The organism is Streptomyces sp. NPDC051320, from assembly GCF_040682175.1.
In the GTDB taxonomy this organism is placed as follows: Bacteria; Actinomycetota; Actinomycetes; order Streptomycetales; family Streptomycetaceae; genus Streptomyces.
Map to the genome: position 1 here is coordinate 57,124 of NZ_JBFBAL010000007.1, position 23,027 is coordinate 80,150.

Annotated in this window: 21 protein-coding genes and 1 pseudogene; 15 read left to right on the plus strand and 7 right to left on the minus strand. The window is 71.8% G+C overall.

Features of this window, described 5'->3' with window-relative positions:
* Window positions 1–58: 58 nt before the first annotated feature.
* Together AB0M87_RS17025 and AB0M87_RS17030 are read right to left on the minus strand one after the other, a co-directional pair.
* On the minus strand, window positions 59–502 hold the full coding sequence (locus AB0M87_RS17025; RefSeq protein ID WP_365853547.1) for a hypothetical protein: 444 nt from the start codon (window positions 500–502) through the stop codon (window positions 59–61).
* An 82-nt stretch (window positions 503–584) separates the two neighbouring features.
* A complete protein-coding gene (locus AB0M87_RS17030) occupies window positions 585–992 on the minus strand; it encodes a hypothetical protein (protein WP_365853549.1) in 408 nt (135 codons plus the stop codon).
* 4 nt (window positions 993–996) lie between these two features.
* On the opposite strand from AB0M87_RS17030, the gene AB0M87_RS17035 reads away from it, so the two are divergent.
* The 6 genes and pseudogenes from AB0M87_RS17035 (at window position 997) to AB0M87_RS17060 (ending at window position 6,706) form a co-directional block, all read left to right on the plus strand.
* The gene (locus tag AB0M87_RS17035) at window positions 997–1,320 is read left to right on the plus strand and encodes a hypothetical protein (RefSeq protein ID WP_365853551.1); all 324 of its coding nucleotides are present in this window, start codon (window positions 997–999) and stop codon (window positions 1,318–1,320) included.
* Window positions 1,321–1,455: 135 nt separating this feature from the next.
* Window positions 1,456–1,845, plus strand: coding sequence for a hypothetical protein (locus AB0M87_RS17040; protein WP_365853553.1), 390 nt, complete (start codon window positions 1,456–1,458; stop codon window positions 1,843–1,845).
* 147 nt (window positions 1,846–1,992) lie between these two features.
* Window positions 1,993–2,575: pseudogene (locus AB0M87_RS17045) on the plus strand (carbonic anhydrase).
* 80 nt (window positions 2,576–2,655) lie between these two features.
* A complete protein-coding gene (locus AB0M87_RS17050) occupies window positions 2,656–4,125 on the plus strand; it encodes a SulP family inorganic anion transporter (protein WP_365853555.1) in 1,470 nt (489 codons plus the stop codon).
* Window positions 4,126–4,448: 323 nt separating this feature from the next.
* A complete protein-coding gene (locus AB0M87_RS17055; protein ID WP_365854110.1) occupies window positions 4,449–5,591 on the plus strand; it encodes a tetratricopeptide repeat protein in 1,143 nt (380 codons plus the stop codon).
* Window positions 5,588–6,706, plus strand: coding sequence for a polyprenyl synthetase family protein (locus tag AB0M87_RS17060; protein WP_365853557.1), 1,119 nt, complete (start codon window positions 5,588–5,590; stop codon window positions 6,704–6,706). Before AB0M87_RS17055 ends, AB0M87_RS17060 begins: the two co-directional genes overlap by 4 nt.
* Before the next feature lie 33 nt (window positions 6,707–6,739).
* Here AB0M87_RS17060 and AB0M87_RS17065 read toward each other — a convergent pair whose 3' ends face one another.
* Entirely contained in the window at window positions 6,740–7,525 is a 786-nt protein-coding gene (locus AB0M87_RS17065; protein ID WP_365853559.1) for a spermidine synthase, read from the minus strand.
* A gap of 140 nt (window positions 7,526–7,665) precedes the next feature.
* On the opposite strand from AB0M87_RS17065, the gene AB0M87_RS17070 reads away from it, so the two are divergent.
* A complete protein-coding gene (locus tag AB0M87_RS17070; RefSeq protein WP_365853561.1) occupies window positions 7,666–8,028 on the plus strand; it encodes a hypothetical protein in 363 nt (120 codons plus the stop codon).
* Window positions 8,029–8,203: 175 nt separating this feature from the next.
* On the opposite strand, the gene AB0M87_RS17075 is transcribed toward AB0M87_RS17070, so the two are convergent.
* A complete protein-coding gene (locus AB0M87_RS17075) occupies window positions 8,204–9,343 on the minus strand; it encodes an ROK family transcriptional regulator (RefSeq protein ID WP_365853563.1) in 1,140 nt (379 codons plus the stop codon).
* 208 nt (window positions 9,344–9,551) lie between these two features.
* Between AB0M87_RS17075 and AB0M87_RS17080 the strand changes: the two genes are divergently transcribed.
* A complete protein-coding gene (locus AB0M87_RS17080; protein ID WP_365853565.1) occupies window positions 9,552–11,735 on the plus strand; it encodes an alpha-galactosidase in 2,184 nt (727 codons plus the stop codon).
* A gap of 247 nt (window positions 11,736–11,982) precedes the next feature.
* On the plus strand, window positions 11,983–12,789 hold the full coding sequence (locus tag AB0M87_RS17085) for a uracil-DNA glycosylase (protein WP_365853567.1): 807 nt from the start codon (window positions 11,983–11,985) through the stop codon (window positions 12,787–12,789).
* On the opposite strand, the gene AB0M87_RS17090 is transcribed toward AB0M87_RS17085, so the two are convergent.
* The gene (locus AB0M87_RS17090) at window positions 12,786–13,343 is read right to left on the minus strand and encodes a GNAT family N-acetyltransferase (protein ID WP_365853569.1); all 558 of its coding nucleotides are present in this window, start codon (window positions 13,341–13,343) and stop codon (window positions 12,786–12,788) included. The genes AB0M87_RS17085 and AB0M87_RS17090 overlap by 4 nt on opposite strands.
* Window positions 13,344–13,517: 174 nt before the next feature.
* Here AB0M87_RS17090 and AB0M87_RS17095 point away from each other — a divergent pair, with 174 nt between their 5' ends.
* Window positions 13,518–14,723 carry a hypothetical protein gene (locus AB0M87_RS17095; protein WP_365853571.1) on the plus strand — a complete coding sequence of 402 codons (1,206 nt, stop codon included), beginning with the start codon at window positions 13,518–13,520 and terminating at the stop codon, window positions 14,721–14,723.
* Window positions 14,724–14,738: 15 nt separating this feature from the next.
* Here the strand turns inward: AB0M87_RS17095 and AB0M87_RS17100 are convergent, their stop codons facing one another.
* The gene (locus AB0M87_RS17100; RefSeq protein ID WP_365853573.1) at window positions 14,739–15,062 is read right to left on the minus strand and encodes a hypothetical protein; all 324 of its coding nucleotides are present in this window, start codon (window positions 15,060–15,062) and stop codon (window positions 14,739–14,741) included.
* A 276-nt stretch (window positions 15,063–15,338) separates the two neighbouring features.
* On the opposite strand from AB0M87_RS17100, the gene AB0M87_RS17105 reads away from it, so the two are divergent.
* Entirely contained in the window at window positions 15,339–15,797 is a 459-nt protein-coding gene (locus tag AB0M87_RS17105) for a hypothetical protein (protein ID WP_365853575.1), read from the plus strand.
* Between the two features lie 62 nt (window positions 15,798–15,859).
* On the plus strand, window positions 15,860–17,842 hold the full coding sequence (locus AB0M87_RS17110; protein ID WP_365853577.1) for an FUSC family protein: 1,983 nt from the start codon (window positions 15,860–15,862) through the stop codon (window positions 17,840–17,842).
* A gap of 111 nt (window positions 17,843–17,953) precedes the next feature.
* On the opposite strand, the gene snpA is transcribed toward AB0M87_RS17110, so the two are convergent.
* Window positions 17,954–18,607: a snapalysin gene (gene snpA, locus AB0M87_RS17115; RefSeq protein ID WP_365853579.1), complete on the minus strand. Its 654-nt coding sequence runs from the start codon at window positions 18,605–18,607 to the stop codon at window positions 17,954–17,956.
* 164 nt (window positions 18,608–18,771) lie between these two features.
* Here snpA and AB0M87_RS17120 point away from each other — a divergent pair, with 164 nt between their 5' ends.
* From AB0M87_RS17120 to metG, 3 genes are all read left to right on the plus strand, one after another.
* The gene (locus AB0M87_RS17120) at window positions 18,772–19,665 is read left to right on the plus strand and encodes a LysR family transcriptional regulator (protein WP_365853581.1); all 894 of its coding nucleotides are present in this window, start codon (window positions 18,772–18,774) and stop codon (window positions 19,663–19,665) included.
* Between the two features lie 160 nt (window positions 19,666–19,825).
* On the plus strand, window positions 19,826–21,313 hold the full coding sequence (locus AB0M87_RS17125; protein ID WP_365853583.1) for a VWA domain-containing protein: 1,488 nt from the start codon (window positions 19,826–19,828) through the stop codon (window positions 21,311–21,313).
* An 89-nt stretch (window positions 21,314–21,402) separates the two neighbouring features.
* Complete coding sequence (gene metG / locus AB0M87_RS17130) at window positions 21,403–23,016, plus strand: methionine--tRNA ligase (protein ID WP_365853585.1); 1,614 nt, start codon at window positions 21,403–21,405, stop codon at window positions 23,014–23,016.
* The last annotated feature ends 11 nt before the right edge of the window (window positions 23,017–23,027 follow it).

Here is a 23,027-nt window from a genome sequence, read left to right on the forward strand (position 1 = left end):
CAAGAGTAACCGTGCACAAGACATTCACACATCGGACTGACGACCCGGCGGAAGCAGCTCACTGCGGTGGAGCCCCGCGAGGTGCTCTGCGGGTCCGGGTCAGCAGGAGAAAACCGGCGGCGACGATGGTGACGGCCTGGGCGACCACGGTGATTTTCTTGTCCCTGAACCAGACGGGTTCGTACATGTCCGGCATGGGTCCCAGCTTGCCGACGTCGATGTACCGGTAGATCAGCAGGAGTGCGAGACCGCCTGCCGCGACGAGCCAGGCGAAGGCGTCGGCCGGTACGCGGCGCCAGACGAGGACGAGCAGCGCCGCGAGTGCGGCTACCGCGGCCTCGATACGGAACAGGGTGCCCTGGCTGATGCTTGCCGCGACCGCGTCGTACTGATCGGCCAGCTGGGCGTGGATGTAGGCATCCACGCCCAGGCCGGCGGCGGCCAGCAGCCTTGCGACACCTCGCACAGCCCTGCGGGCCGGCCCCGGGACATCAGACTGCATGGCTCTTCTCCAGGCGCTGTCGCGCTCGCGTCGATGGACGGCGAACGGGCCCTGCATGAACGGGTGGACCGGGCAGGGCTGCTCAGTAGCCGTTGCCGGTCTTCGACGGAGAACCGGTCATCGTCGGCGAGCCCGTGGCCATCCGGGTGACTTCCTTGCCGGTGGGGTCGAGGACGTACCACTTGGCGCCGAACTGAGTGAGCCCCTGGCCGTTCATGTCACCGGCCGCATGGTCACCCTTGTACAGGTAGAGGGGCTGGTCCTTGTAGGTCACCTGCTTGCTGCCGTCGCTGCGGGTGATGGTCCCGAGCAGGTTGCTCTTCACGCCACTGCCCGCGGTCGGCTTGCCCTTGGCGGTCAGCGGCGGCCAGGCCTCCGCACAGGCGCCGGTACAGGTCGACTTCTTGGGTTTGTCCGCCTTGAACAGGTAGAGAGTCCGGCCCTTGTCGTTGACCAGGACCTTTCCCAGCGAGCCGGAGCGGGTGTCCACGGTCTTGCCCGTACCCGCAGTCGCGGTGGGGCTGGCGCTGGCAGCGGCCGGGCTCGCCGGCGCGGCGTTCTCCGCGCTCGCCGCTGCGGACTTGGAGGGAGACGATCCCCCGCCGCTGCTGCTGGAACACCCACTGACAGCCACAGCGCAAAGACCGGCTACCACCCATGCGGCTGCGGTCCTGGTGTCATTCCTCATCAAGAGCTCCTCCGGTAACGGCTGCCTCGGGCAGCACGGCCCGCCCGAGCGGGGCCGCCTCATCCACTCGACAGCAGGCGCCCGCAACGGGCCACTCGGCAGACCCATCCGGGGAGTTCGTACCGCGTGATCGGTGTACGCGAGTTCGGAATGTGCGGTGCGTAGCGTCCGTCATCCTGCAAACGGCCGAAAGTGGGGGTGTGATCGCCCCGCGGCAGAAGGTAACGTAACGGCAAAGAGGGGCCCGACGAGGGGAGGTGAGCCGGTGGTAAGGCGCGCACTGGCCGCACTGCTTCTGCTCGTCACCGTCGTCTTCGTACACGCGGCCACCGCGCATCATGCGTCGGCCCCCGCGCCCTCCGTTGCGGTGGCAAAGCTCCAGGTGTACGAGAAGTCACCCGTCGAGCGTGACGCCATGGCCGCGCAGGCGCCCCCGGCTCATCCGCACGGCGACCACTGCACTCCGGCCACCCCACCGCGCCGCGCGCAGAACAGCGTCATCACCGCCCCGGACGGCGGCGGCCGGCAGAGCGCCGCCGTCTGCGCCGCGACCGGCGGCAGCGCCGCCCCGCTCCTGACGACCGTCCGGGACCGGCGCAATCCCACCGGCAGAACAGCGCCGACCCCCAGCACACTGCAGACCTTCCGCTGCTGACAGGCCCCGCGTTTCACCGGGAGCCCCGCGGCAGCCTGTCCGACCTGCCCACGACGCCACCGGCGTCGTCGCAGGCGTGTGCGCCGCTGCCCCTGAACGCCTCCTGAGCCCCCACGCACGCTGACGTCAAACGAGCACGAGGCCGACATGCAATCGCTCATCGACCATGCCCGGAACTTCCCCACAGAGATCAGTGGCCGGCGGCAGGACTTCGCCGAACCGGCCCGCGGTCAACGACCTCTCGCTTTGTTCATCTCCTGCTCCGATTCCCGCGTGGTGCCTTCTCTGATCACCGGTTCGCGGCCCGGCGAGCTGTTCGAACTGCGGACCGCCGGCCACATCGTTCCGCCCTGCCGGCCGCAGGCGGAGTGCGGCGTCGCCGCCGACATCGAGTTCGCCGTCAGGGCGCTCGAGGTCCCGGACATCGTGGTGTGCGGCCACTCGCGCTGCGGGGCCGCGAAGGGGCTGATGCACCGCCAGAGCGTGCAGGCGCTCCCCGCTGGTCCGGCAATGGCTCACCCGGGCCGGACATCACCCGGTCCCGGACGGGGACTCCGTCCACGTCACCCAGCACCACCCGGTGACCCAACTGCAGCACCCGCGGACCCACCCGGACATCGCGCATCGGCTGGCCACCGGCCGCCTGCGCCTGCACGGCTGGTACTGCACCGTGGAGACCGGTGAAGTGCCGGCCCGGACGGCCGACTCCGGCGAATTCAGGTCGCTGTGACGCGCCCGCCCCGCCGCGACACCGGTGCTGCGACGCCCCCCGGCTCCGACTCGTCCACGCCCGATCAGAGGGATCACCACATGGCCCACCGTATGGCCGCTCTCCGCCAAGCCCTGCGCACCGATGCGAGCTCTTCCCTGGTCGTCTTCCTCGTCGCGCTGCCGCTGTGTGTCGGGGTCGCCGTGGCTTCGGGGGTACCGGCGGAGCTCGGTCTGATCACCGGGATCGTCGGTGGCCTGGTCACCGGGCTGCTACCGGGCAGCAGCCTGCAGGTCAGCGGCCCGGCCGCCGGACTCACGGTGCTGGTCGCCGAAGCCGTCGACACGTACGGCCTGGCGGCCCTTGGACTGATCGTCCTCTCCACCGGGTTGCTCCAGATTCTCCTGGGCGCACTCAGGCTGGGCGGCTGGTTCCGCGCGATCTCGGTATCCGTCGTCGAAGGCATGCTCGCCGGGATCGGGCTGGTGCTCATCCTCGGACAGCTCTACACCCTCGCCGACACGGCTGCCCCGCCGTCCGGCATAGGCAAGATCACGGGACTGCCGGCCGCCGTCGGCACGCTGTTCTCCTCGACCACCGTGCTGACGGCGTTCGTCCTCGGCACCGGATCCATCGCGGTCATCGTCCTCTGGCGCCGGATGCCCGCCCGGCTCCGTACCCTTCCCGGCGCCCTGGTCGCCGTGGTCCTGGCGTCCGCCGTCACCGCCGTGTTCGACCTGCCCGTGGCCACGGTCAAGGTGAGCGGCCTCCTGGACGCCATCAACCTTCCCGGCCCGGGAGCCGGAGAGCTGATCGAGCCCGGCGTCATCGCCACCGTCCTGGCGTTCACCCTGATCGCTTCCGCGGAGAGCCTGTTCAGCGCCTCGGCGGTGGACCGGCTGCACGACGGTCCCCGCACCCGGTTCGACAAGGAGCTGATGGCTCAGGGGGTGGGCAACACGGTGTGCGGAGTGTTCGGCGCACTGCCCATGACGGCGGTGATCGTACGCAGCGCCACCAATGTGCAGGCCGGCGCCCGGACCAAGGCGTCCCGCGTGCTGCACGGCCTGTGGCTACTGCTGTTCGCGGCGCTGTTCCCCTCGGTGCTCGGGCTCATCCCGGTCGCGGCGCTGGCCGGCGTCCTGATCCATGCGGGGTGCAAACTGCTGCCGGCCAAGCAGGTCGTACCGCTGTGGCGCGAACACCGAGGTGAGGCAGTGATCCTGCTCATCACCGCGACGGCCATCGTCACGGTCAGCATGTTCGAGGGCGTCCTGATCGGCCTGGCCCTGTCCGTCGTCAAAAGCGCCTGGGAGACCTCACACATCCAACTGCACACCGACGAGCGGCCCGACGGACGCCTCGTGATACGGATAACCGGAAACGCGACGTTCCTCCGGCTGCCGAAGATCCTGGACGCGCTGGACGCGCTGCCTGACGACCGGCCCGTCGAACTGGACCTGACCGGTCTGCGCCATCAGGATCACGCCTGCACCGTGAGCCTGCTGTCCTGGTCCGAACAGCACAACGCCCAGGAGCCGGGGCGCGTCCTGCTCACTTCCACCGCCTGACCGAGGAGCCCCTCCGGGGATGCGACCGGGTGGCAGGTCGCGCTCGACGGCCTGCCCCCGGCAGCCCGGCCGCTCTTCCGTACATCCCGGTGACTAGCGGTCGATTCCCCGGTAGCACCCAGGTATGACCCACGACCAGCACGCAGGCGGATTCGGGGAACCTCCGTTGCCTCATACCGTCTTGACCGGAGACGAAAAGCCGGAAGACAGGCGCGACAGTGGGCAGGTGGGCACGGGTGACGCGGGCTACGCAGCAGGAAACAGTGCGGAGGAACGCCGGGCACGGCACAGCCGTACGGGGCGGGGCGGTACCGGCAGGCACCGTGCAGGGCAAGGCGTTCGCCCCCGAATACCAGGGCGCGCTCGGCTCCCTGTCGGTGAACTCCTCGCTGAGCGATGTGCTGGCCAAGGGCATCGAGGAACTGCGGGCCGCTGAAGCGGCCGGGGAGCGGAGGGAGACCGCACGCTGTGGGCTCGCCGTCGCGGAGGCGTACCGCCGGCTGGGCCGGGTGAGCGAGGCGGACGCCGCGTGGAAGGCGAGTTACCGCGCGGCGCGCTCGGCGGAGGATGTCGGGGCGATGGCGTGGGCGCTGTGGAGCGGCGGCACGCTCGCCCGGCAGCGGGGCGCGCTGCCACTGGCGTACCGGCTGCTCGGGCTCGCCGCCGAGCTCGGCAAACGCGGGGGCGACGTGGTCGTGCGTGGTTATTCGCTGGCGGGGCTCGCCGAGACCGGACGCATACAGGGCGACTACCAGGCGGTGGGTGAACTGCACGAACAGCTACTGGCGGAGGCCCGCAGGCGCGGTGAGGCACGGCATACCGTGTGGGCGCTGGAGGGCATAGCGCAGATGCACCGCAACACAGGCTCGTACGACAGGGCGCTGGCCCTCTTCGAGGAGGCGGCCGAGACGGCCGGCCGGGCCGATGACCGGCGGGGGCGGGCCTGGGCCCTGCGGGGAATAGCTGATGTGGTGTCCGTACGCGACGGTGACGTGGACCGTGCGCTGGCGCTGCTGTCCGAGGCCGAATCCGCTTGCCGGGACATGAAGTTGTCGAGCGCCCTGGCGTACAACCACAAGATGCGCGGCAACGTGTACTACCGGGCCGGACTGTATGCGGAGGCCCGTGACATCTACACGCAGGCGCTCGCGGAGTTCCGCGCGATGAACGAGCCGCGCGGGACGGCACTCGCCCGTCTCGGACTGGCCAAATCGCTGGCCCGGCTCGGGCGGAACCCGGCGGAGACCGCCGCGGAACTGGCCGGGCTGCGCCGCACCCTGGACCGGATCGGCCTGCGGCACGCACGGGACATGGTCGACAAGGCGACGGCCGAACTGGAGGTGGGGCCGCTGCCGGACCTGGCCGGGCCCGCCGAGCCGGCCGCGCCCACCGACCTGCCCGGACCCACCGACCTGGCCCGGCCCTCGGACGAGGCCCGCCCGTCCGAGGTGGTGGCGCTGCGATGACTTCCTCCGCCACCGCACCTCCGGCATCCGCACCGGCCGCCGGCACCGCACCCATAGCCGCAGACAGCACCGCAGACGGGAGCACGGAGACCGCGGCCCGCATACTCGCCCGCTGCCGTGAGCTGGTACGTCCCTCGCTGGCGGCCGCCATCAGCCGGCTCCACCCGTGGCCGGGCGAGATGGCCGCCTTCTCCCTCGGCTGGTGCGGCGTCGGCGGTGCGCCGGATTCCGGCGCGTCCGAAGGCAAGGGTGTACGCCAGGCCCTCGCCGTACTCGGCGCGGAGGCCGCCGGGGCACCCGGCGAGAGCGCTGTCGCCGGTGCGGTCGCCGTGGAGCTGATCCACGCCTTCTCACTGCTGCACGACGACATCATGGACGGCGACGGGACCCGCCGGCAGCGGAAGACCGTGTGGAAGGCCTACGGCACCGGACCGGCCGTGCTGGCCGGTGACGCGCTCTTCGCGCTCGCCGTGCAGACCCTCGCCGAGGCGCCCGGCCCACACACCACCGCCGCCCTGCGGTGCCTGTCCGGGACGCTGAGCGACCTGATGCGGGGCCAGGCGGAGGACCTGCTCTTCGCGGCCCGCCCCTGGACCGGCCCCGACGCCGTCCGGCCGGACGAGTACCGGTCCATGGCGGAGCTCAAGACCGGCACCCTCCTCGGCTGCGCCGCGGCGCTCGGTGGTCTGCAGGGCGGCGCGCCCGAGGCGACGGTGGCCGCCCTGGACCGGGCCGGGCGTCACCTCGGCGTTGCCTTCCAGGCCGTCGACGACCTGCTCGGCATCTGGGGCGACCCGGCGGTGACCGGCAAGCCCGTATACAGCGACCTGCGCCGGCAGAAGAAGACCTACCCGGTGCTCGCCGCCCTCGCGGGTGACGGCGCCGCCTCGCGCGAACTCGCGGCGCTGCTGCGCGCCCCGCTGCCGCTCGACGACTCCGCCGCGGTCCGCGCGGCCGGACTCATCGAAGCGGCCGGTGGCCGCACCGCCACGCTGGCCGAGGCCGGCCACCACCTCGGCGCCGCCCGCGACTGCCTGGGCAGCGTCTCGCTCGCCCCGCGCGCGGTGCGGGAGATCGAGGTGCTGCTCGCCTTCCTGCTGCACCGCAGGATGTGAACTCCGCCGCCCGTCCGTGCGGACGCGGTGCCCTCACCGTCCGGCGATGTACACCGTGTTGGACGCCGTGCCGCCCTGCAGGGGGTTGTCGAAGTCGACGACGTGGGCCTGCACCCGGCTGAACACCTCGCCGAGTACCGAGGTGAACGCCTCGTCGGGCGGGTCGTTCGACCAGAGCGCGAACACGCCGTCCGGCCGGAGCCGGTCGGCGAGCGCGCGCAGCCCGTCGGGCCGGTAGAGCGACGCGTGGCTGGGGTGCAGGACGTGGCGCGGCGAGTGGTCGACGTCCAGGAGTACGGCGTCGAAGCGGCGACCCGGCGCATCGGGATCCAGGCCGTCGGCAACGGCACCGGCTTCGGCAACGACATCGACACCGGCTTCGGATTCGACATCGACATCGGCAACGGCTTCGGCATGGGCGACCATCGCGAAGAAGTCGCCGTGCACGAGTCGGCAGCGGGGGTCCCCGGCGAGCTGCGACCCCAGCGGGACCAGGCCGCGCCGGTGCCAGTCGATCACTTCGGCCAGGGCATCGACCACGATCAGCGAGTCGACGCGCGGGTCGTCGAGCGCCGCCTTGGCGGTGTAGCCGAGGCCGAGGCCGCCCACGGCGACGTCGAGCCGGCGATCGGGCAGCTCGGCCAGGCCGAGAACGGTGAGGGCGATCTCCCCGGCGGTGAAGAGGCTGGACATGAGGAACTCGTCACCCAGCTTGACCTCGTACACGTCGTCACCCGACGACGGGTCCCGGCGACGGCGCAGACTGATGTCGCCCATGGGCGTCGGCTGCCAGTCGATTTCCTCGAAACGTGCGCTCATTCACTGCCTTTTCCGCGACCGGGGCCGGCGCGCTTTCGTGTTCCGTCGGCGCCCAGGTTGTCCTGCGGCCTCTACGGCCGGCACCTTACGCGTCCGGCACAGTCGGCACCCGCGCTCCGCTCCGCTCGCGGCTACTCGGCGTGCTGCCCGGCGCCGTGCCGGCGGCGCGGTCCGCGTTCGGCGGCCTCGCGGTCTGCCTCTCCCGCCAGTTCGCCCTGCAGGAAGGCGTCGGTGTCCGGGTCGTACGGGCCCGCCTGGTCGGCGAGCAGCCGAGCGATGCGGCGCCACTCCTCCAGCTCCGCCCGGGCGCGGGCGGCCCCGTCCGTCTCCTCGTCGTCCGCCGGGTCCTCCGGGAGCCGGGACTGGGCCTCCTTGAACGGACCTTGACCTGGTGGTGGGTCAGTCCACGCGCCCGGGTGCGGACCTCGGCCCGGCCCGCCTTCTCCTCGTCCCGCAACCGGTCCGACTCGTCCGCGGTGCTGTCCGGCACCTCGGGGCGCTGATTTCTCATGGCGGTCATCGTTCGCCTCACCGACTGGTCGTTTCTCCACTGAGGTTGCACTCCAGGACCCGAAGTGAAACCCCACCGCACCCCACAGCTCTCGGTCTGCTCAGCTCCCTCCCCGGTAAACGTCACCGCCGGCCCGGGCATGCCCGCCCAGCCGGTGGGCGGCGCCGTCAGCCGGGCGCGAAGAGCCGCTGGGCCGCCACCGCCGCCCCGCCCCTGGCCCAGGCCTCGAACGGCAGCGGACGGACCACCAGATCGCAGTCGGCGGCGGCGCCGAACGCCTGGGCCGTGAACGTCTCCTGTATCCGCTCGGCGAAGAGGTCGTACGAGGCGACACCCTCACCCGAGATGATGACGCGCTGCGGGCCGAACAGGTTCACCACCGAGGCGATCGCCAACCCCAGTGCACGGCCTGCCGCGGTGAAGGCTCCGGTGGCCGCCGCGTCGCCCCGGCGGCCGAGACGGACCGCGTCCTGCAGGGTGAGCGTGCTGTCACCGGTGTTCTGCCGTACTTGGTCGACGATGGCCCGGGCCGAGGCGACCGCCTCGACACAGCCGGTGTTGCCGCAGGTGCAGACCCGGTCGGAGCCGCCGACCGGGAGGTGGCCGATCTCGCCCGCCACGCCGTGGGCGCCGGTGACCACCCGGCCGTCGAGCGAGATCCCGCAGCCGATCCCGGCCCCCACCGTGACCAGGGCGAACGAGGAGAGACCGGCCCCCGATCCGAACCACTGCTCGGCGACGGTCAGGGCCCGCACATCGTTGTCGATCACCGTCGGGATACCGGTCGCGGTCTCGACCAGCCGACCGAGCTCCACACCGTGCCAGTCCAGGAACGGTGAGTAACGCACCGTCCCGGTAAGCCCGTCGACGTCTCCGGCGACCGTCACCCCCACCCCGTGCACCCGGTCCGCGCCCGCCGTGAGCCGGCCCACCAGCCCGGAGATCGCCCGGACGACCGCGCCGACGTCGCGGGAGTGCAGGGCGGCGCGGTCGGAGGCGAGCTCGGTCGCGGTCAGGTCGGCCCGTACGCCGATGAGTTCGTCGGCGGTGACCTTCACCCCGACGAAGTGCGCGCGCTCCGCCCGTACCGCGACCAGGGTGGCGGGTCGGCCCGGCTGCCGGTCGCCGGTGGGACGGCCGATCTCGGAGATCCAGCCGTCGGCGAGCAGCGGGGTGGAGACCTTGGTGACGGCCCCGGACGACAGCCCGGTGCGCCGTCCGAGCTCGGCCCGGGTCAGCGGGCCCTGGGTCAGCAGGGTCTGGAAGACCAGGGATGCGGCGGGTGGCTGCTCGTGGGGTGCACTCACAGAAAGGCAGATTACCTTCGCTCCGAAACCAACCGGGGCCCGCGCATGCTCGCGCTTTCCCCTCGGGCCCGAGCCGGTCTCCCCACCACGGCAGGAATAGATTGACCACGGAAGGAAACCCTGCCTACAGTCGCGGTGCTTCCCACCTTCTCCCTGGCCCTGCGGTCCTCTGGCCCTCCGGCCGGACTGTGATCCGAGAGGATGCCGCATGCCCCGCACCACCGCGCGGACCGCCCATCTGCGCGCGGCCGGAGTGAGCTTCGTCGTGGAGCTCAGCGGTCCGCTGCCCCGGATCCTGCACTGGGGTGCGGACCTCGGCGACCTGACGGACGAGGACGCGGACGCGCTGAGCCTGACGGCCGACGGCGCCGTGCTGAACAGCGCGCTGGACACCCCCCGGCAGTGCACCGTCTGGCCGACGGAAGCGGACGGCTGGTCCGGCACCCCGGCGCACCAGGGCCACCGCGGCGGCACCGCGACCACCCCCCGGGTACGGCTGACCGGCGCCGAGGAACGCCCCGGCGAGCTGGTCCTGCGACTTGCCGACGAGGTCGGCGAGCTCGACATCACGCTGACCTACCGGCTCGACCCCTCCGGGGTGCTGGGCGTGGTCACGGAGCTCACGCGGCCGGCCACCGGGCCCGGCCAGGACCCCACGCCGTACGACCTGACCGGGGTGACCGCCCTGCTCCCGGTGCCGCACCGGGCCGACGAGGTGCTCGACTTCACCGGGAAGTGGTGCAGGGAGGTGTCCCCGCAGCGCGGCGGTCTCCGCTTCGGCAGCCACGTCAGGGAGGTGCGGCGCGGCAGGCCCGGCGCCGACTCGCCGTATCTGCTCACCGTGGGCGTGCCCGGCTTCGGCTTCCGTACCGGCGAGGTGTGGGGCCTGCATGTCGGCTGGAGCGGCAACCAGCGCTGGGTGGCCGAGCAACTGCCGGAGGGCGCCGGAGTGCACGGCTCGGTGCTCGGTGGTGGCGAGTTGCTCGCCCCCGGCGAGATCCGGCTGGCGCCCGGCGACCGGTACACCTCGCCGGTCTGCCACTTCGTCTGGTCGGACGCCGGCCTCGACGGTCTCGCGGACCGTTTCCACACCCTGCTCAGGGCCCGCCCCACGCATCCCGCATCGCCGCGCCCGCTGACGCTGAACACCTGGGAGGCGGTGTACTTCGACCACCGTATCGAACGGCTGCTCGAACTGGCCGACCTGGCCGCGGAGACCGGCGTGGAGCGGCTCGTGCTGGACGACGGCTGGTTCACCGGACGCCGCGACGACACCGCGGGCCTCGGCGACTGGACGGTGGACCCGACCGTGTGGCCGCAGGGGCTGACGCCGCTCTCCGAGCGGGTGCACGGCCACGGGATGCAGTTCGGGCTCTGGGTCGAGCCGGAGATGGTGAACCCGGACTCGGACATGGCCAGGGAACACCCCGAGTGGCTGCTCGCCCCCTCGCAGGGGCTGGGCCCGAGCTGGCGCCATCAGTACGTGGTGAACGTCGCCCACCAGGACGCCTGGGATTACCTGCTGAGGTCGCTGGACCACATCGTCACGCGTTACTCCGTCGACTACCTCAAGTGGGACCACAACCGGGAACTGCACGAGGCGGTCGCCAGAGGGGCGGACGGCGCCGACCGGCCGGGCGTGCACGCCCAGGTCGAGGCGGTGTACCGGCTCATCGACGCGCTGAAGGCCCGCCACCCGGGCCTGGAGATCGAGAGCTGCGCCAGCGGTGGCGCCCGCGTCGACCTCGGCATCCTCGCCCGCACGGACAGGGTGTGGGCGTCCGACTGCAACGACCCGCTGGAGCGCCAGGCCATCCAGCGCTGGACGGGTCAGCTGCTGCCGCCCGAGCTGGTCGGTACCCACGTCGGCGGCCCGCACAGCCACACATCGGGGCGCGTCACCGCCGGGTCCTTCCGCTACCTCACCGCGCTGTTCGGCCACGCGGGCATCGAGGACGACCTGACCGCGCGCACCCCGCAGGAACTGGCCGGGCTGAAGCGCTGGGCCGCGCTCTACAAGGAGCTCCGCCCGCTGCTGCACAGCGGGCGGATGGTCCGCGCCGACCTCACCGACGACGCCACCCTGCTGCACGGAGTGGTCGCCGACGACGCGAGCCACGCGGTCTACTGCTGGGTCAGGACGGCGACCTCCACGAAGGCCCAGTCGGGCCGCGTACAACTGCCCGGTCTCCCCACCCGGGGCCGCTACCGGGTCCGGGTCCGCACCGAGGCGGGCCTGCCCGCCCTGCACCAGACCTCGGGCCCTGCCTGGTTCACGGCAGCGCTCGACGGGTGGGTGCCACTGCCGGGCTCCGTACTCGGCGGTGCGGGCCTGCCGCTGCCGACGCTGGAACCGGGGCAGGCGCTGCTGATCGAGGTCACAGCGGCCTGACCATCGTGGGCTCGGCAGCCGATGACTCACCCAGCAGCGACGGGTGTTCGTTCCCGCGGGCTCGCTGTCCTCGGCTGCTCCCCCACGTTGCTCTCCGGCGCGCCCAACGCCCTGCGGTCCTCGTGGTCGGCGTTCAACAGGGTGTCCGCACGCGGCACATTCTCCCGCACCGCGCTCTCGAGCGTGTCGACGGTCAGCGACGGGACTGCGCCGATCCCCGCGCGGCGCGGGGGATTAGCGTGGCCGTATGTCCCCATCCTCCGTGCCGGGCCAGCAGCCTGCCCCCGACGACCCGCTGTTCCCCGCCCACCGGGCGTCCCGCTGCGCCGATCTCGGTGCGCTGGACGCGCAGGTGGTCCAGTGCCGTGCCTGCCCCCGGCTGGTGACCTGGCGGGAGCAGGTGGCCGTGCGGAAGCGGGCGGCGTACCTGGGCTGGGACTACTGGGCGCGCCCGGTGCCCGGCTTCGGCCCGGCGGACGCGGCGCTGGCCGTCGTGGGGCTCGCGCCCGCCGCGCACGGCGGCAACCGGACCGGCCGGATGTTCACCGGGGATCCCTCGGGGGACTTCCTGGTCAAGGGGCTGTATGCGGTCGGCCTCGCCTCGCAGCCGACCGCCACCAGCGCCGACGACGGCCTCACCCTGCGGGGCGTACGGATGGCCGCACCGGTGCACTGCGCGCCACCGGACAACAAGCCCACCCCCGGCGAACGCGACACCTGCCGCCCCTGGCTGGCGGCCGAGCTGGCGTTGCTCGGCCCCGGGCTGCGGGCGGTGGTCGTACTGGGCGGCTTCGGCTGGCAGGCGCTGCTTCCGGTCCTGGCCGACGCGGGCTGGCAGCTGCCGCAGCCCCGGCCCAGGTTCGGCCACGGCGCCCGGGTGACGCTCACCGGCGAGGGTGGCCTCGGGGAGCTGCGGCTGTTCGGCTGCTACCACCCCAGTCAGCGCAATGTGAACACCGGGCTGCTGACCCTCCCGATGCTCGAGGCGGTGTTCCGGGACGCCGCCGCGGCGGCCGGGCTCCAGGAGCCGGGCCGCACCGGGCCGACCGGTTAGCCCGCGCTTCCCGCGTGCTCGATGTTCCGGCCCCACGCCTCGAGAAGCGGACCGTCCTGGTCCGGCTGCACCTCACCCAGGAGATGCCAGCCCCAGGCCTGGAACGCGCTGGTGACCGGCGTGTTGGCCGGCTCGGCCAGGGCGGCGACCAGCGCGGACCGCGAACGGATCAGCAGCTGCTCCACGAGCCTGGAGGCGACCCGGCGGCGACGGAATTCGGGAAGCACCATCAACTCCGCCAGCACCATGACCTGTCCCGAAGCGGTCAGCTCCTCAAGATCCTTCGGGACGCCGCCCCGGAAGCCCCGCCACAGGGCGCCCTCGCGCTCCAGCCGGTAGCCGTACGCACACCCGGCCAGGGACGGCCCGTCGCCCACCATCATGTCGAAGCCGGGCCGCTGCATGTCCTCGACGAAGCGCTCCAGGAACCGCTGCCGGTCGTGGAACTCCTCCCCGGGCGCGCGCAGATACGCCTCGACATAGGTGTCCGCGATGGCCTCCCGCTGCTGTTCGGCCTGCCATCGGGTCAGCCGGCGCATGAAGACCTCAGTCATGGGTTCCTCCCCGTTCCGGTACATCGTCTCAGCGGTTCGCGACCAAGGAAGCGGAAACGACAAGATCCAGTCTCCTCTTGACGCGAACCGGAACTCAACCCGACCGGAGGACCGAATTGGCCGAATGGCGCCGTCCGGCGTGCGAGGCACTGCCCGGTGTCCTCCCCTGGAGAGGTGACGGACGATCCTCAGCGCCACCGGGTGCGCGCGTGCTTCGCCGTACTGCTGATCGTGCTCGCCGCACTCCTCACCCCGGTCTCCGTCGTCGCCGTCTGGGCGCACGACGAGATCGGTGACGCCGACCGCTATGTCGACACCATGCAGCCGCTGGCCGCCAACCGTGCCGTGCAGGGCACCGTCACCGACCGGGTCACCGACGCGGTCATGCGGCACATCAATGTGGACGCCCTGCTCGGCGCGGTGGCACCGGCCGACCGGCAGGAACTGCGCGAGGCCATCGGACCGCCGGGCGAGCCGCTCACCACGGGGCTCAGGAACGTCGTGCACAGCGCGGTGGGCAGCCTGGTCGCCGGCCCCGCCTTCCGGACCGTCTGGAGCCGGCTGAACCGGACCACGCACGCCTCCGTGGTGCACGCGCTGGCCGGCAGCAAGGGCAAGAAGGTCACCGTCGATCTGGCGCCGGTGGTCGAGTCCGCCAAGGAGCGGCTCGACGACAGCGGCGTGACCGCCGCGACGAAGATCCCCGAGGTGCACGCCCGGTTCACCGTCCTGGAGCCCGACGCCGTCGGCCCGGCCAGGACCGGTTTCCGGCTGGTGCGGATCGCCGGGGTCTGGCTGCCGGTGGTGACCCTGCTGCTCGCCGCGGGCGGGGTGCTCCTCGCGACCCGCAGACGGCGGGCCCTGATCGCCGCGGCGCTCGCCCTCGCGGGCGGTGCGTTGCTGCTGGACTTCGGCTTGATGGCCTTCCGCGCCCTGTATCCGGACCGGCTGCCGGACGTGGTCCCGCGGCCGGCCGCCCTCGCGGTGTTCGACGCCTTGGTGGCCCTGGTGCGGACCGGCATCCGGATGGTCGTCGTGGCCGGCGGGGTGGTGGCGCTCGGCGGCTGGCTCGGCGGACCCGGGTCATGGCCGACCAGGGCGCGGGCCGTGTGGACCGGCGGCATCGGCGCCGCACGCGCCGCGGCGGGTCTGCGCCCCGGGCCGCGGTGGGTGTGGGTGAGCCGTGCCACGACCTGGCTGAACTGGCTCGTGCTGATCGGGGCACTCGCCGTCTACCTGCTGTGGGACAGTCCCGCGCCCCTCGTGACCGCCGTCATCGCCCTGTGCGCGCCGGCCGTCATGGCGGTCGTCGAACTGCTCGCCGGCGACGGCACGGAGCCGGAGCGCCGTCGGCCCGCTGAGGAGCCTCGGTCCGTGTGACGGGGTGGGCGAGTGTCAGTCCTCGTGTGTGTAGATGAGGTAGAACGCCGCGAGCAGCATGCCCGCTCCCAGGAAGAAGCCGATGAACGACGACAGCAGCACGCTGTGTCCGGTCAGCGAGTACGTGAAGCCGATGATCCCGCCGAACAGCACCCCGTACCCCGCCGCCCGCAACTCGCGCGGCAGCGCGTACTGGACCCGGCCGAAGACGAACGTCAGCACCGCGACGGCGACACCGAAGACGACGCTCAGGACGATCTCCCCGGTGCTGAGACTTCCGAAGTTCTCGATGTACGCGCTGTAGAGGCCGAAGAACAGCCCGAAGATGAGCGGCAGCACCCAGGACAGCCTCGAGAGGGGACGCCCTGCCGTCGGTTGCCGTTGTCGCCGGGGCGCGTGGTGATGCTTCCGCGCCGGGGCCGCAGCATGTGTGGTCATCGCAGAACTCCTTCCGCCGGTCCCACTCCCAGAGCACACCCACGGCGGCTCGTCGGCAACTCATACGGCCCAGTAATTCATCCGCGTTTGCGCCTGTCACACCCATGCTGGAGGTAAATGCCCGTATCCCGTCACCAGCGGACCCGGTCACCGACGGGCCCCTCACAGGAGGCCTCCATGAGCCACCACGCAGCACACCAGGCGCCCGGCGCCGGCGGCACCTCCCCCGGTGCCCGGCCCGTCTCGGGCTGGGCCGTGGGCGGTGCCCTGTTCGCCGGCGTGCTCCTGGTGGTCGAGGGGATGACCGGCATCCTGCAGGGCATCGTCGCCATCTCGAAGGACCACGTCTACGGCCGGGTCGGCGACTACACCTATGCCTTCAGCCTCACCGCCTGGGGCTGGATCCACCTGATCCTCGGCATCCTGATCGCCTTCACCGGCTACGGCATCCTCTCGGGCGCCCAGTGGGCCAGGATCGCCGGTATCGTGCTGGCCTCGCTGAGCGTCGTGCTGCAGTTCATGTTCCTGCCGTACCAGCCGATCTGGGGCGTGGTGTCGATCGGGATCGGCCTCTTCGTGATCTGGGCGCTCGCCACCTACTCGGGGAAGCGGTCGACCGCGAACGAGGCCTTCTGACCCGGGGGCCGTACTTTTGATGCCGTGACACCCGTGGACGTGACCCCCATGGATCGGACGGCATGACCGAGAAGACCCGGGCAGCCCACCGACAGCCGCTGCTGTCACCGCCGGAGTGGCTGATCAGAGGAGTGCGCCCGCAGCCCGCACCGATCCGCTGGGCCGCGGTCGTCCGCGCGAGCGTCGCCATGGCCGCCCCGATCGCGGCCGGGCTCGCGGCGGGCCGGCCGGCCTACGGGGCGCTGGTGTCGATGGGCGCCCTGCTGGGCGTCATCAGCGACACCGCCGACGCCTACCGGATGCGGGTCCTCAATATCGCCGTACCGCAGTGCTTCGGCGCGATCGGCATCATGCTCGGGACGCTGGTGCACGGCTCGGGCTGGCCGGCCGTCGCGGTACTGACCCTGGTCGCGCTGATCTCCGGAATGATCTCCACGATCGGCGCGGTGGCCTCCGTGTCGGGGTTGCTGCTGCTGGTCGACACGGTGATCGGGGCTGGGCTCCCGATGCCTGACCCCTGGTGGAAGGCGCCGCTGCTGCTCTCGCTCGGCGGTCTGCTGGTGCTGGCCCTCACGCTGCTCGGCTGGCCGCTGCGGGCCCGGGCACCCGAGCGGGCAGCCGTCGCCGGCACCTACCGCGCGCTGGCCGAACTGCTGGCCGCGGCCGGCACACCGGCGTACGACGGCCGACGCCAGGACGTCACCGCGGCGCTCAACACCGCCTACGACCTGATCCTCACCCGGCGTGCCCGCGACCACGGCCGCAGCGGACCGCTGGTGCGGCTGCTCGCCCAACTCAATGTGGTGATCCCGCTGGTGGAGGCGGCCGCCGCCGCCCACCTGCACGGCCGCGCCGCACGCCGCCCGGAGATAGCCGCCGCCGTCCGGGACCTGGCCGATGTCATCGCGTCGGGACGGGCGGGAGCCACCCCCGATCTCGTGCTCCCCGAACCGGAGGGACCCGCCGACCGTGCCGTGAACGCGGCGCTGCGCCACGCTTCGGCCGTCGTGCACCACCCCGACCCCGACACTTCCGCCGACCGGACGGCGGCGAACGCCGGTGACCGGCTCGGCCGTCCCGCTCCGCTCGGTGTGCGGGCCCGCCGGGCCGTCCGCAACGTCCTGCTCACCGCCGCCTCCTGGCGCTACGGGCTGCGGATCGCGCTCTGCATCGGCCTCGCCCAGCTCCTGACCTCGGTGGTGGCGGTGAACCGCTCCTACTGGGTCGCGCTCACCGTCACCTTTGTGCTGAAACCCGACTTCGGTTCGGTCTTCTCCCGGGCCGTGCTGCGCGCCCTCGGCACCACGGCCGGGCTGCTCACCGCCATGCTGGTGCTGGGTCTCGTGCCGCGCGGCTGGTGGGACGTACCGGCGACGTTGGTGCTCGGGGCGCTCATCCCGGCCTTCTCCGCCAAGGGGTACGCGTTCCAGACCGCGGCCATCACCCCGGTGATCCTGCTGATCTCCGACCAGCTCAACCACCTCGGCTTCCAGCTGATCCTGCCGAGACTGGTCGACAGTCTCATCGGCTGCGGCATCGCGCTGGTGGCCGGCTACCTGCTCTGGCCGGAGAGCTGGCACGCCCGGATCGGCGACCGCCTCGCGGACGCGGTCGCCGATACCGCGCGCTATGTGGAGTGCGCCTTCGGCGGCGACGGCCGGGGCGGGGACCAGTCGGACCGGATCAGACTGCGGCGCCGGCTGTACCGGGATCTGTCCGCCGTGCGGTCGGAGTTCCAGCGGGCCCTCACCGAGCCGCCGCCGACGGGTGCCCGGGCCGCCGCCTGGTGGCCGGTGGTCGTCGCCGTCGAGCGGATCGTGGACGCCACGACCGCCGCCCGGGTCCGGGCCGACCACGGCGCCGGTCCGCCCGACCCAGCAGAAGTCGCCGATGTGGCACGCCAGTTGAACGAACTGGCGGAGGGTCTGCGGTCCAGCGCCACGCTGGTGGCGGTACGGACCGCGCTTGCCGGCGACGACCGGGGTGTCCTCGCCCCGCTGCGCCAGGAGGTCATCGCCGCACGGGGCATCACCTCGCAGCAGTAGCCGCAGTCGTGGCCGTGGCCCGAACGCAGGACACCCGCACCCGGCGTCGTCAGCGACACCGGGTGCGGGGGGTGGGGGGTGGGGGGTGGGGCGCGCCGCCGGGGTCCGGCGTCAGTGGACCCGGTTCACCTTGGCCAGTGCCTTCGCGAAACCGTTGGCCCAGAGCGCGTCGACCTGGGCACGTTCCTGGGCGTCCGGCTGCCGGTTGGTGCAGGAGGGGCCGGGGCCACCGCCGGACATCAGCTCGCTGCACGGCCCGCTGTACGTGTCCGGCAGGCCGAGGACATGGCCCGTCTCGTGCGCGGTGACCCGGATCGAGTCGTACTCCTGGGTCTGTGCGTGATCCAGGAAGACATAACCTCTGCCATGACCGTCGGTCGACGCGTACGACCCCTGCGGATCGTCGCCCTCGCGGTAGGAGAAGTCGGCGTTGGAGCCCGCCTGGAGCTTGACGTTGGTTTCGGCCGCGTTCCATATCTGCGCGCTGGCCGCTATCTGGCTCTGGTAGCTGGGGGCGGCCGACGCGTCGTAGACGACGGTCACGGACCGCAGGCCCGGGTGCTCGGCCTGCTTCTTGGCCACCGACTTCAGGACGGCCTGGAAGAAGGCCGTGTTGTCCGATTCCTGCTGGGTTCCCGCGTAGTGCTGGGTGGCCGCCCGCAGATGCGGGGTGGGGGTGGCTGCCTGCACGGGGGCCGCGGTGCCGAGCGCTGCGGCGATGCCCAGGCCGAGGATGGCGGACAGGGCGGTATGACGGTGCTTCATGTGGGGGGCTCCTACTCGTCCGGTGTGGGGGTGAACGGGTGGTTACCGGAGAGTGTGCTGGGCGTGCGGCCCCCGGGGATGATGGCAACTGGCGATAACTTCGGTGTATCGGGGCTGTTTTGCGGGTCTGGTGCGGCCCGCAGCACCGCCTTACTCTCGGGTACATGGACCTCGAGGTGAGGCACCTCCGGGCGCTGTGCGCCATCGCCGACCGCGGCAGCCTGCACCGGGCAGCCCGTGAACTCGGCATGAGCCAGCCCTCGCTCACCACCCAGCTCCGCCGGATCGAGAACTCGCTGGGTGGTCAGCTCTTCACCCGGGAACGCACCGGCTGCCGCCCCACTCCGCTCGGACGCACCGTGCTCAGCCGGGCCCGTCCGCTGATCGCCGGGATGCAGGATCTGGTGACCGACGCCAAGGCGGCGGCCGCCCTCGCCGCGGGGCCGCGGCTGCGGATCGGCTCGACCGCGAGCCGCGCCCTGCCCGGCTGGCTGCGCCGGCTGCGGGCCCGGTTGCCCGGCACCGAAACCTCACTGCACATGGACGTCTCCGCCAACGCACTGCTGCGTCTGGTGGCCGCGGGCCAACTGGACGTGGCCTTCGTGCACGAGGTCGAAGGGTGCCCGCTGCGGGTGCCCGAGGGTCTGTCCGTACGCGTCCTGGTCGAGCGGGAGCCGCAGTCCGTGACGCTGGCGGCAGACCATCCGGCGGCCGGCAACCCGGTGGTGAAACTCGCCGACCTGGCGGACGACCGGTGGATGGTCGACCCCACGGTCGACGGCGAGTGGGACGGGATGCGCCGCATGTTGCAGTCCGCCGGTCTCAACCCCCCGGTCCTGCACGGTGATTACCTCACGGCGTTCTCCCTGGTGGCCTCCGGGGAAGTCGTCACGGTATGCCAGCCGACCAGCCGGCCGCGGCCCGACACGGTGATACGGCCGTTGGCGGGGGATCCGTTGGGGGTGCGGCTGTTCCTGGCGGGGCGGGCGGGAGTCGACGAGTCGGATCTGGATGTGGCGTACGAGGAGTTGGCAGTCGCGTACGCGGAGTTGGCGTAGGGGCATTTCCGCTGCCCTCCGCCGGGCCCCGCTTTGTGAGGGTGACCCTCCCAAAGATCGCGCAGCGCGGTCGCTAACCTTACGTGTCCGCCCTGGCCAGGGATCAATTTCCGGCGGCGCGGACATAACTCGCACTCGACTCATGCGAAAGGTCTCGCCCATGGGCATTCGGAGCTTGCTGCGCAAAGTGTTTGGACGCGACCGCGTGGAGTACGGCGAGCCGTCGGCAGCCGCGTCCGTGCCGCCGCAGGGCGAGCGCACGACGCCGTCCGACGAGCCGGCGGAGAACGCGTCAACAACGACATCGTCGTCGGCCACGGCGGGTACAGCGGGTACGGCGTCCGTACCCGCCCAGGCCGACAAGAAGACCTCGGTCAAGAGGTCCGGCAGGACGGGCCCCGGGATCGCGTCCGACCTGGTGGCCGAAGCCTTCGACCGCCCGAAGCGGGGGGCGACGGAGCCGAAGGTACCGGCGCAGGCGTCGTCGTCCGGGCACCCCGTTGCCGATACGGAGGCGAAGGCCGCCACCGAGCCGGTCACGCCGGAGCCCGTCACCCCGGAGGACGTTGCCGCCGAGCCCGCCGCGGCGGAGCCCGTCGCGCCCGAGGCGGAGCCGGTCGCCCCGGAGCCCGTCACCCCGGAGGCCGTCGTCGCCGAGCCCGTCGCGGTGGAGCCCGAGGCTCCGACCGCTCCCGAGACCGTCGAGCCGACACCCCGGGCCGAGGTCGAGACCGTGCCGGTGGCCGCGGACGCCGAGCCGGTGGCCGTCAAGGCCGAGCCGGCCGAGGCCGAGGCCGAACCCGCCGCCGAGGAGGCCGGGTCCGGCCCCGCCGCCGCGGTGAAGCCCGGAGCGGCCAAGCGCAGGACCGGCGCCGCGAAGGCGAAGGCGGAGCCGGTCGCGGACAAGCCGGAGAAGAAGGCGAAGCCGGTCGCCGAGGTCGTGGAGCCGGCAGCCGCCCCGGCCGGCAAGGTGAAGGCCGCCCCGGCCGACCTGAAGGCCCGCGCCCCGCAGCTCGTCGCGCCGCACCAGGCGGCCGGCGCCGAGCTGGCGAAGGCCGGGCTCGACGGGACCAGGGCGGCGGTCTACCTGGTACTGGACCGGTCGGGGTCCATGCGGCCGTACTACAAGGACGGCAGCGCCCAGGCGCTCGGCGAGCAGACACTCGCCCTCGCCGCACACCTCGACGAGCGGGCCACCGTCCGGGTCGTCTTCTTCTCGACGGACATCGACGGCACCGGCGAGCTGACCCTCGACTCGTACGAGGGAAAGGTCGACGAGCTGCACGCCGGTCTGGGACGGCTCGGACGTACCAGCTACCACCGGGCCGTCGAGGAGGTCGTCGCGCTGCACGAGAAGTCCGCCGACCCGGCGGCCCCGGCGCTGGTGATCTTCCAGACGGACGGTGCGCCCGATGTGAAGACCGTCGCGAAGCAGGCGCTGACCGAGGTCGCCGGCAAGCCGCTGTTCTGGCAGTTCGTCGCCTTCGGCGAGCACGATTCCAAGGCCTTCGACTTCCTGCGGAAGCTCGACCTCCCGCACACCGCCTTCTTCCACGCGGGCCCCGCCCCGCGCGAGCTCGCGGACTCCGAGGTGTACGAGCAGCTGCTCGCCGCCTTCCCGGCCTGGCTGGCGGCCCGTACCGGCTGAAACCGAGGACGACCGACCGGAGCCCCGTTCCGCCGGGGCTCCGGTCATCGATGTGAGTGGATCATCGGCGGGCCGTTAGGATTTCGGCCATGGCGGCCACTGGATCCGAGAAGCAAGGGGGCGACGGCGTGAAGAGTTTCTACGTATCGACCCCCATTTACTACGTCAACGACGCTCCTCACCTGGGCCACGCCTACACGACCGTTGCAGGGGACGTGCTCGCACGCTGGCACCGTCAGCGCGGCGAGAAGGTGTGGTACCTCACCGGCACGGACGAGCACGGTCAGAAGATCATGCGCACGGCCGAGGCGAACAACGTCACGCCCCAGGCGTGGTGCGACAAGCTCGTCGAGGAGTCCTGGAAACCCCTGTGGGAGCATCTGAACATCCGGAACGACGACTTCATCCGGACGACGGAGAAGCGGCACACCGACCGTGTGCAGGAGTTCGTGCAGGACCTGTACGACAAGGACGAGATCTACAAGGGCGGGTACGAAGGCCCGTACTGCGTCGGCTGCGAGGAGTACAAGCTCCCCGGAGACCTGATCGAGTCGGAGGACGGCACCAAGCTGTGCCCCATCCACAAGCGTCCGGTGGAGCTCCTCAAGGAGGAGAACTACTTCTTCAAGCTGAGCGCGTACGGCCCTAAGCTGCTGGAGTTCTACGAGGCGAACCCCGGCTTCATCCAGCCCGAGTCGGCCCGCAACGAGGTGCTGAACTTCGTCCGGCAGGGCCTGCAGGACCTGTCGATCTCGCGCTCGACCTTCGACTGGGGCGTCCCGGTGCCCTGGGACGAGAAGCACGTCATCTACGTCTGGGTGGACGCGCTCCTCAACTACGCCACGGCCGTCGGATACAACGAGAACCCGGAGAAGTTCGAGCAGACCTTCCCGGCCGATGTTCACCTGGTCGGCAAGGACATCCTCCGTTTCCACGCGGTGATCTGGCCCGCGATGCTGATGGCGCAGGGGTTGCCGCTGCCGGGCCGGGTGGTCGCCAACGGCTGGCTGATGGTCGGCGGCGAGAAGATGTCCAAGTCCAACCTGACCGGCATCAAGCCGCAGGACCTGACCTCGCACTTCGGCGTGGACGCGTACCGCTGGTACTTCCTGCGGGCGATCACCTTCGGCAGCGACGGCTCGTTCTCCTGGGAGGACTTCTCCGCCCGCTACACCTCCGAGCTGGCCAACGACTACGGCAACCTCGCCTCCCGGGTGGCCGCCATGATCGGCAAGTACTACGGCGCCACGCTCCCGGCGGCGGAAGCCGACGGTGACGCGGAGCAGGCGGTCAAGGACGGCCTGGCCAGGGCGGTCGCCGAGGCGGACCGGCTGATCGGCGACGAGCTGGACTTCCAGGGCGGCATCCTGGCGATCTTCGACTTCGTGAAGCAGGTCAACGGCTATATCACGGAGCAGGAGCCCTGGAAGGTCGCCAAGGACGACAGCCCGGAGGGCAGGGCGCGGCTCGCCACCATCCTGTACACGGCGGCCGAGTCGCTGCGCGGTGTCGCGGTCCTGCTGAATGCCGTGATGCCGGTGACCTCGCAGAGTCTGTGGGACTCGCTGGGCGCGGAGGCGGGTCTCGGCGAGCTCGAGGCCCAGCGAGTACAGGACGCCGGCCGCTGGGGGCAGCTGCCGGCAGGCGCCACGGTGACGAAGGGCGCGGTGCTCTTTCCGCGGCTGGAGGAGAAGGCGGCGTAGCCGGCCTGCGT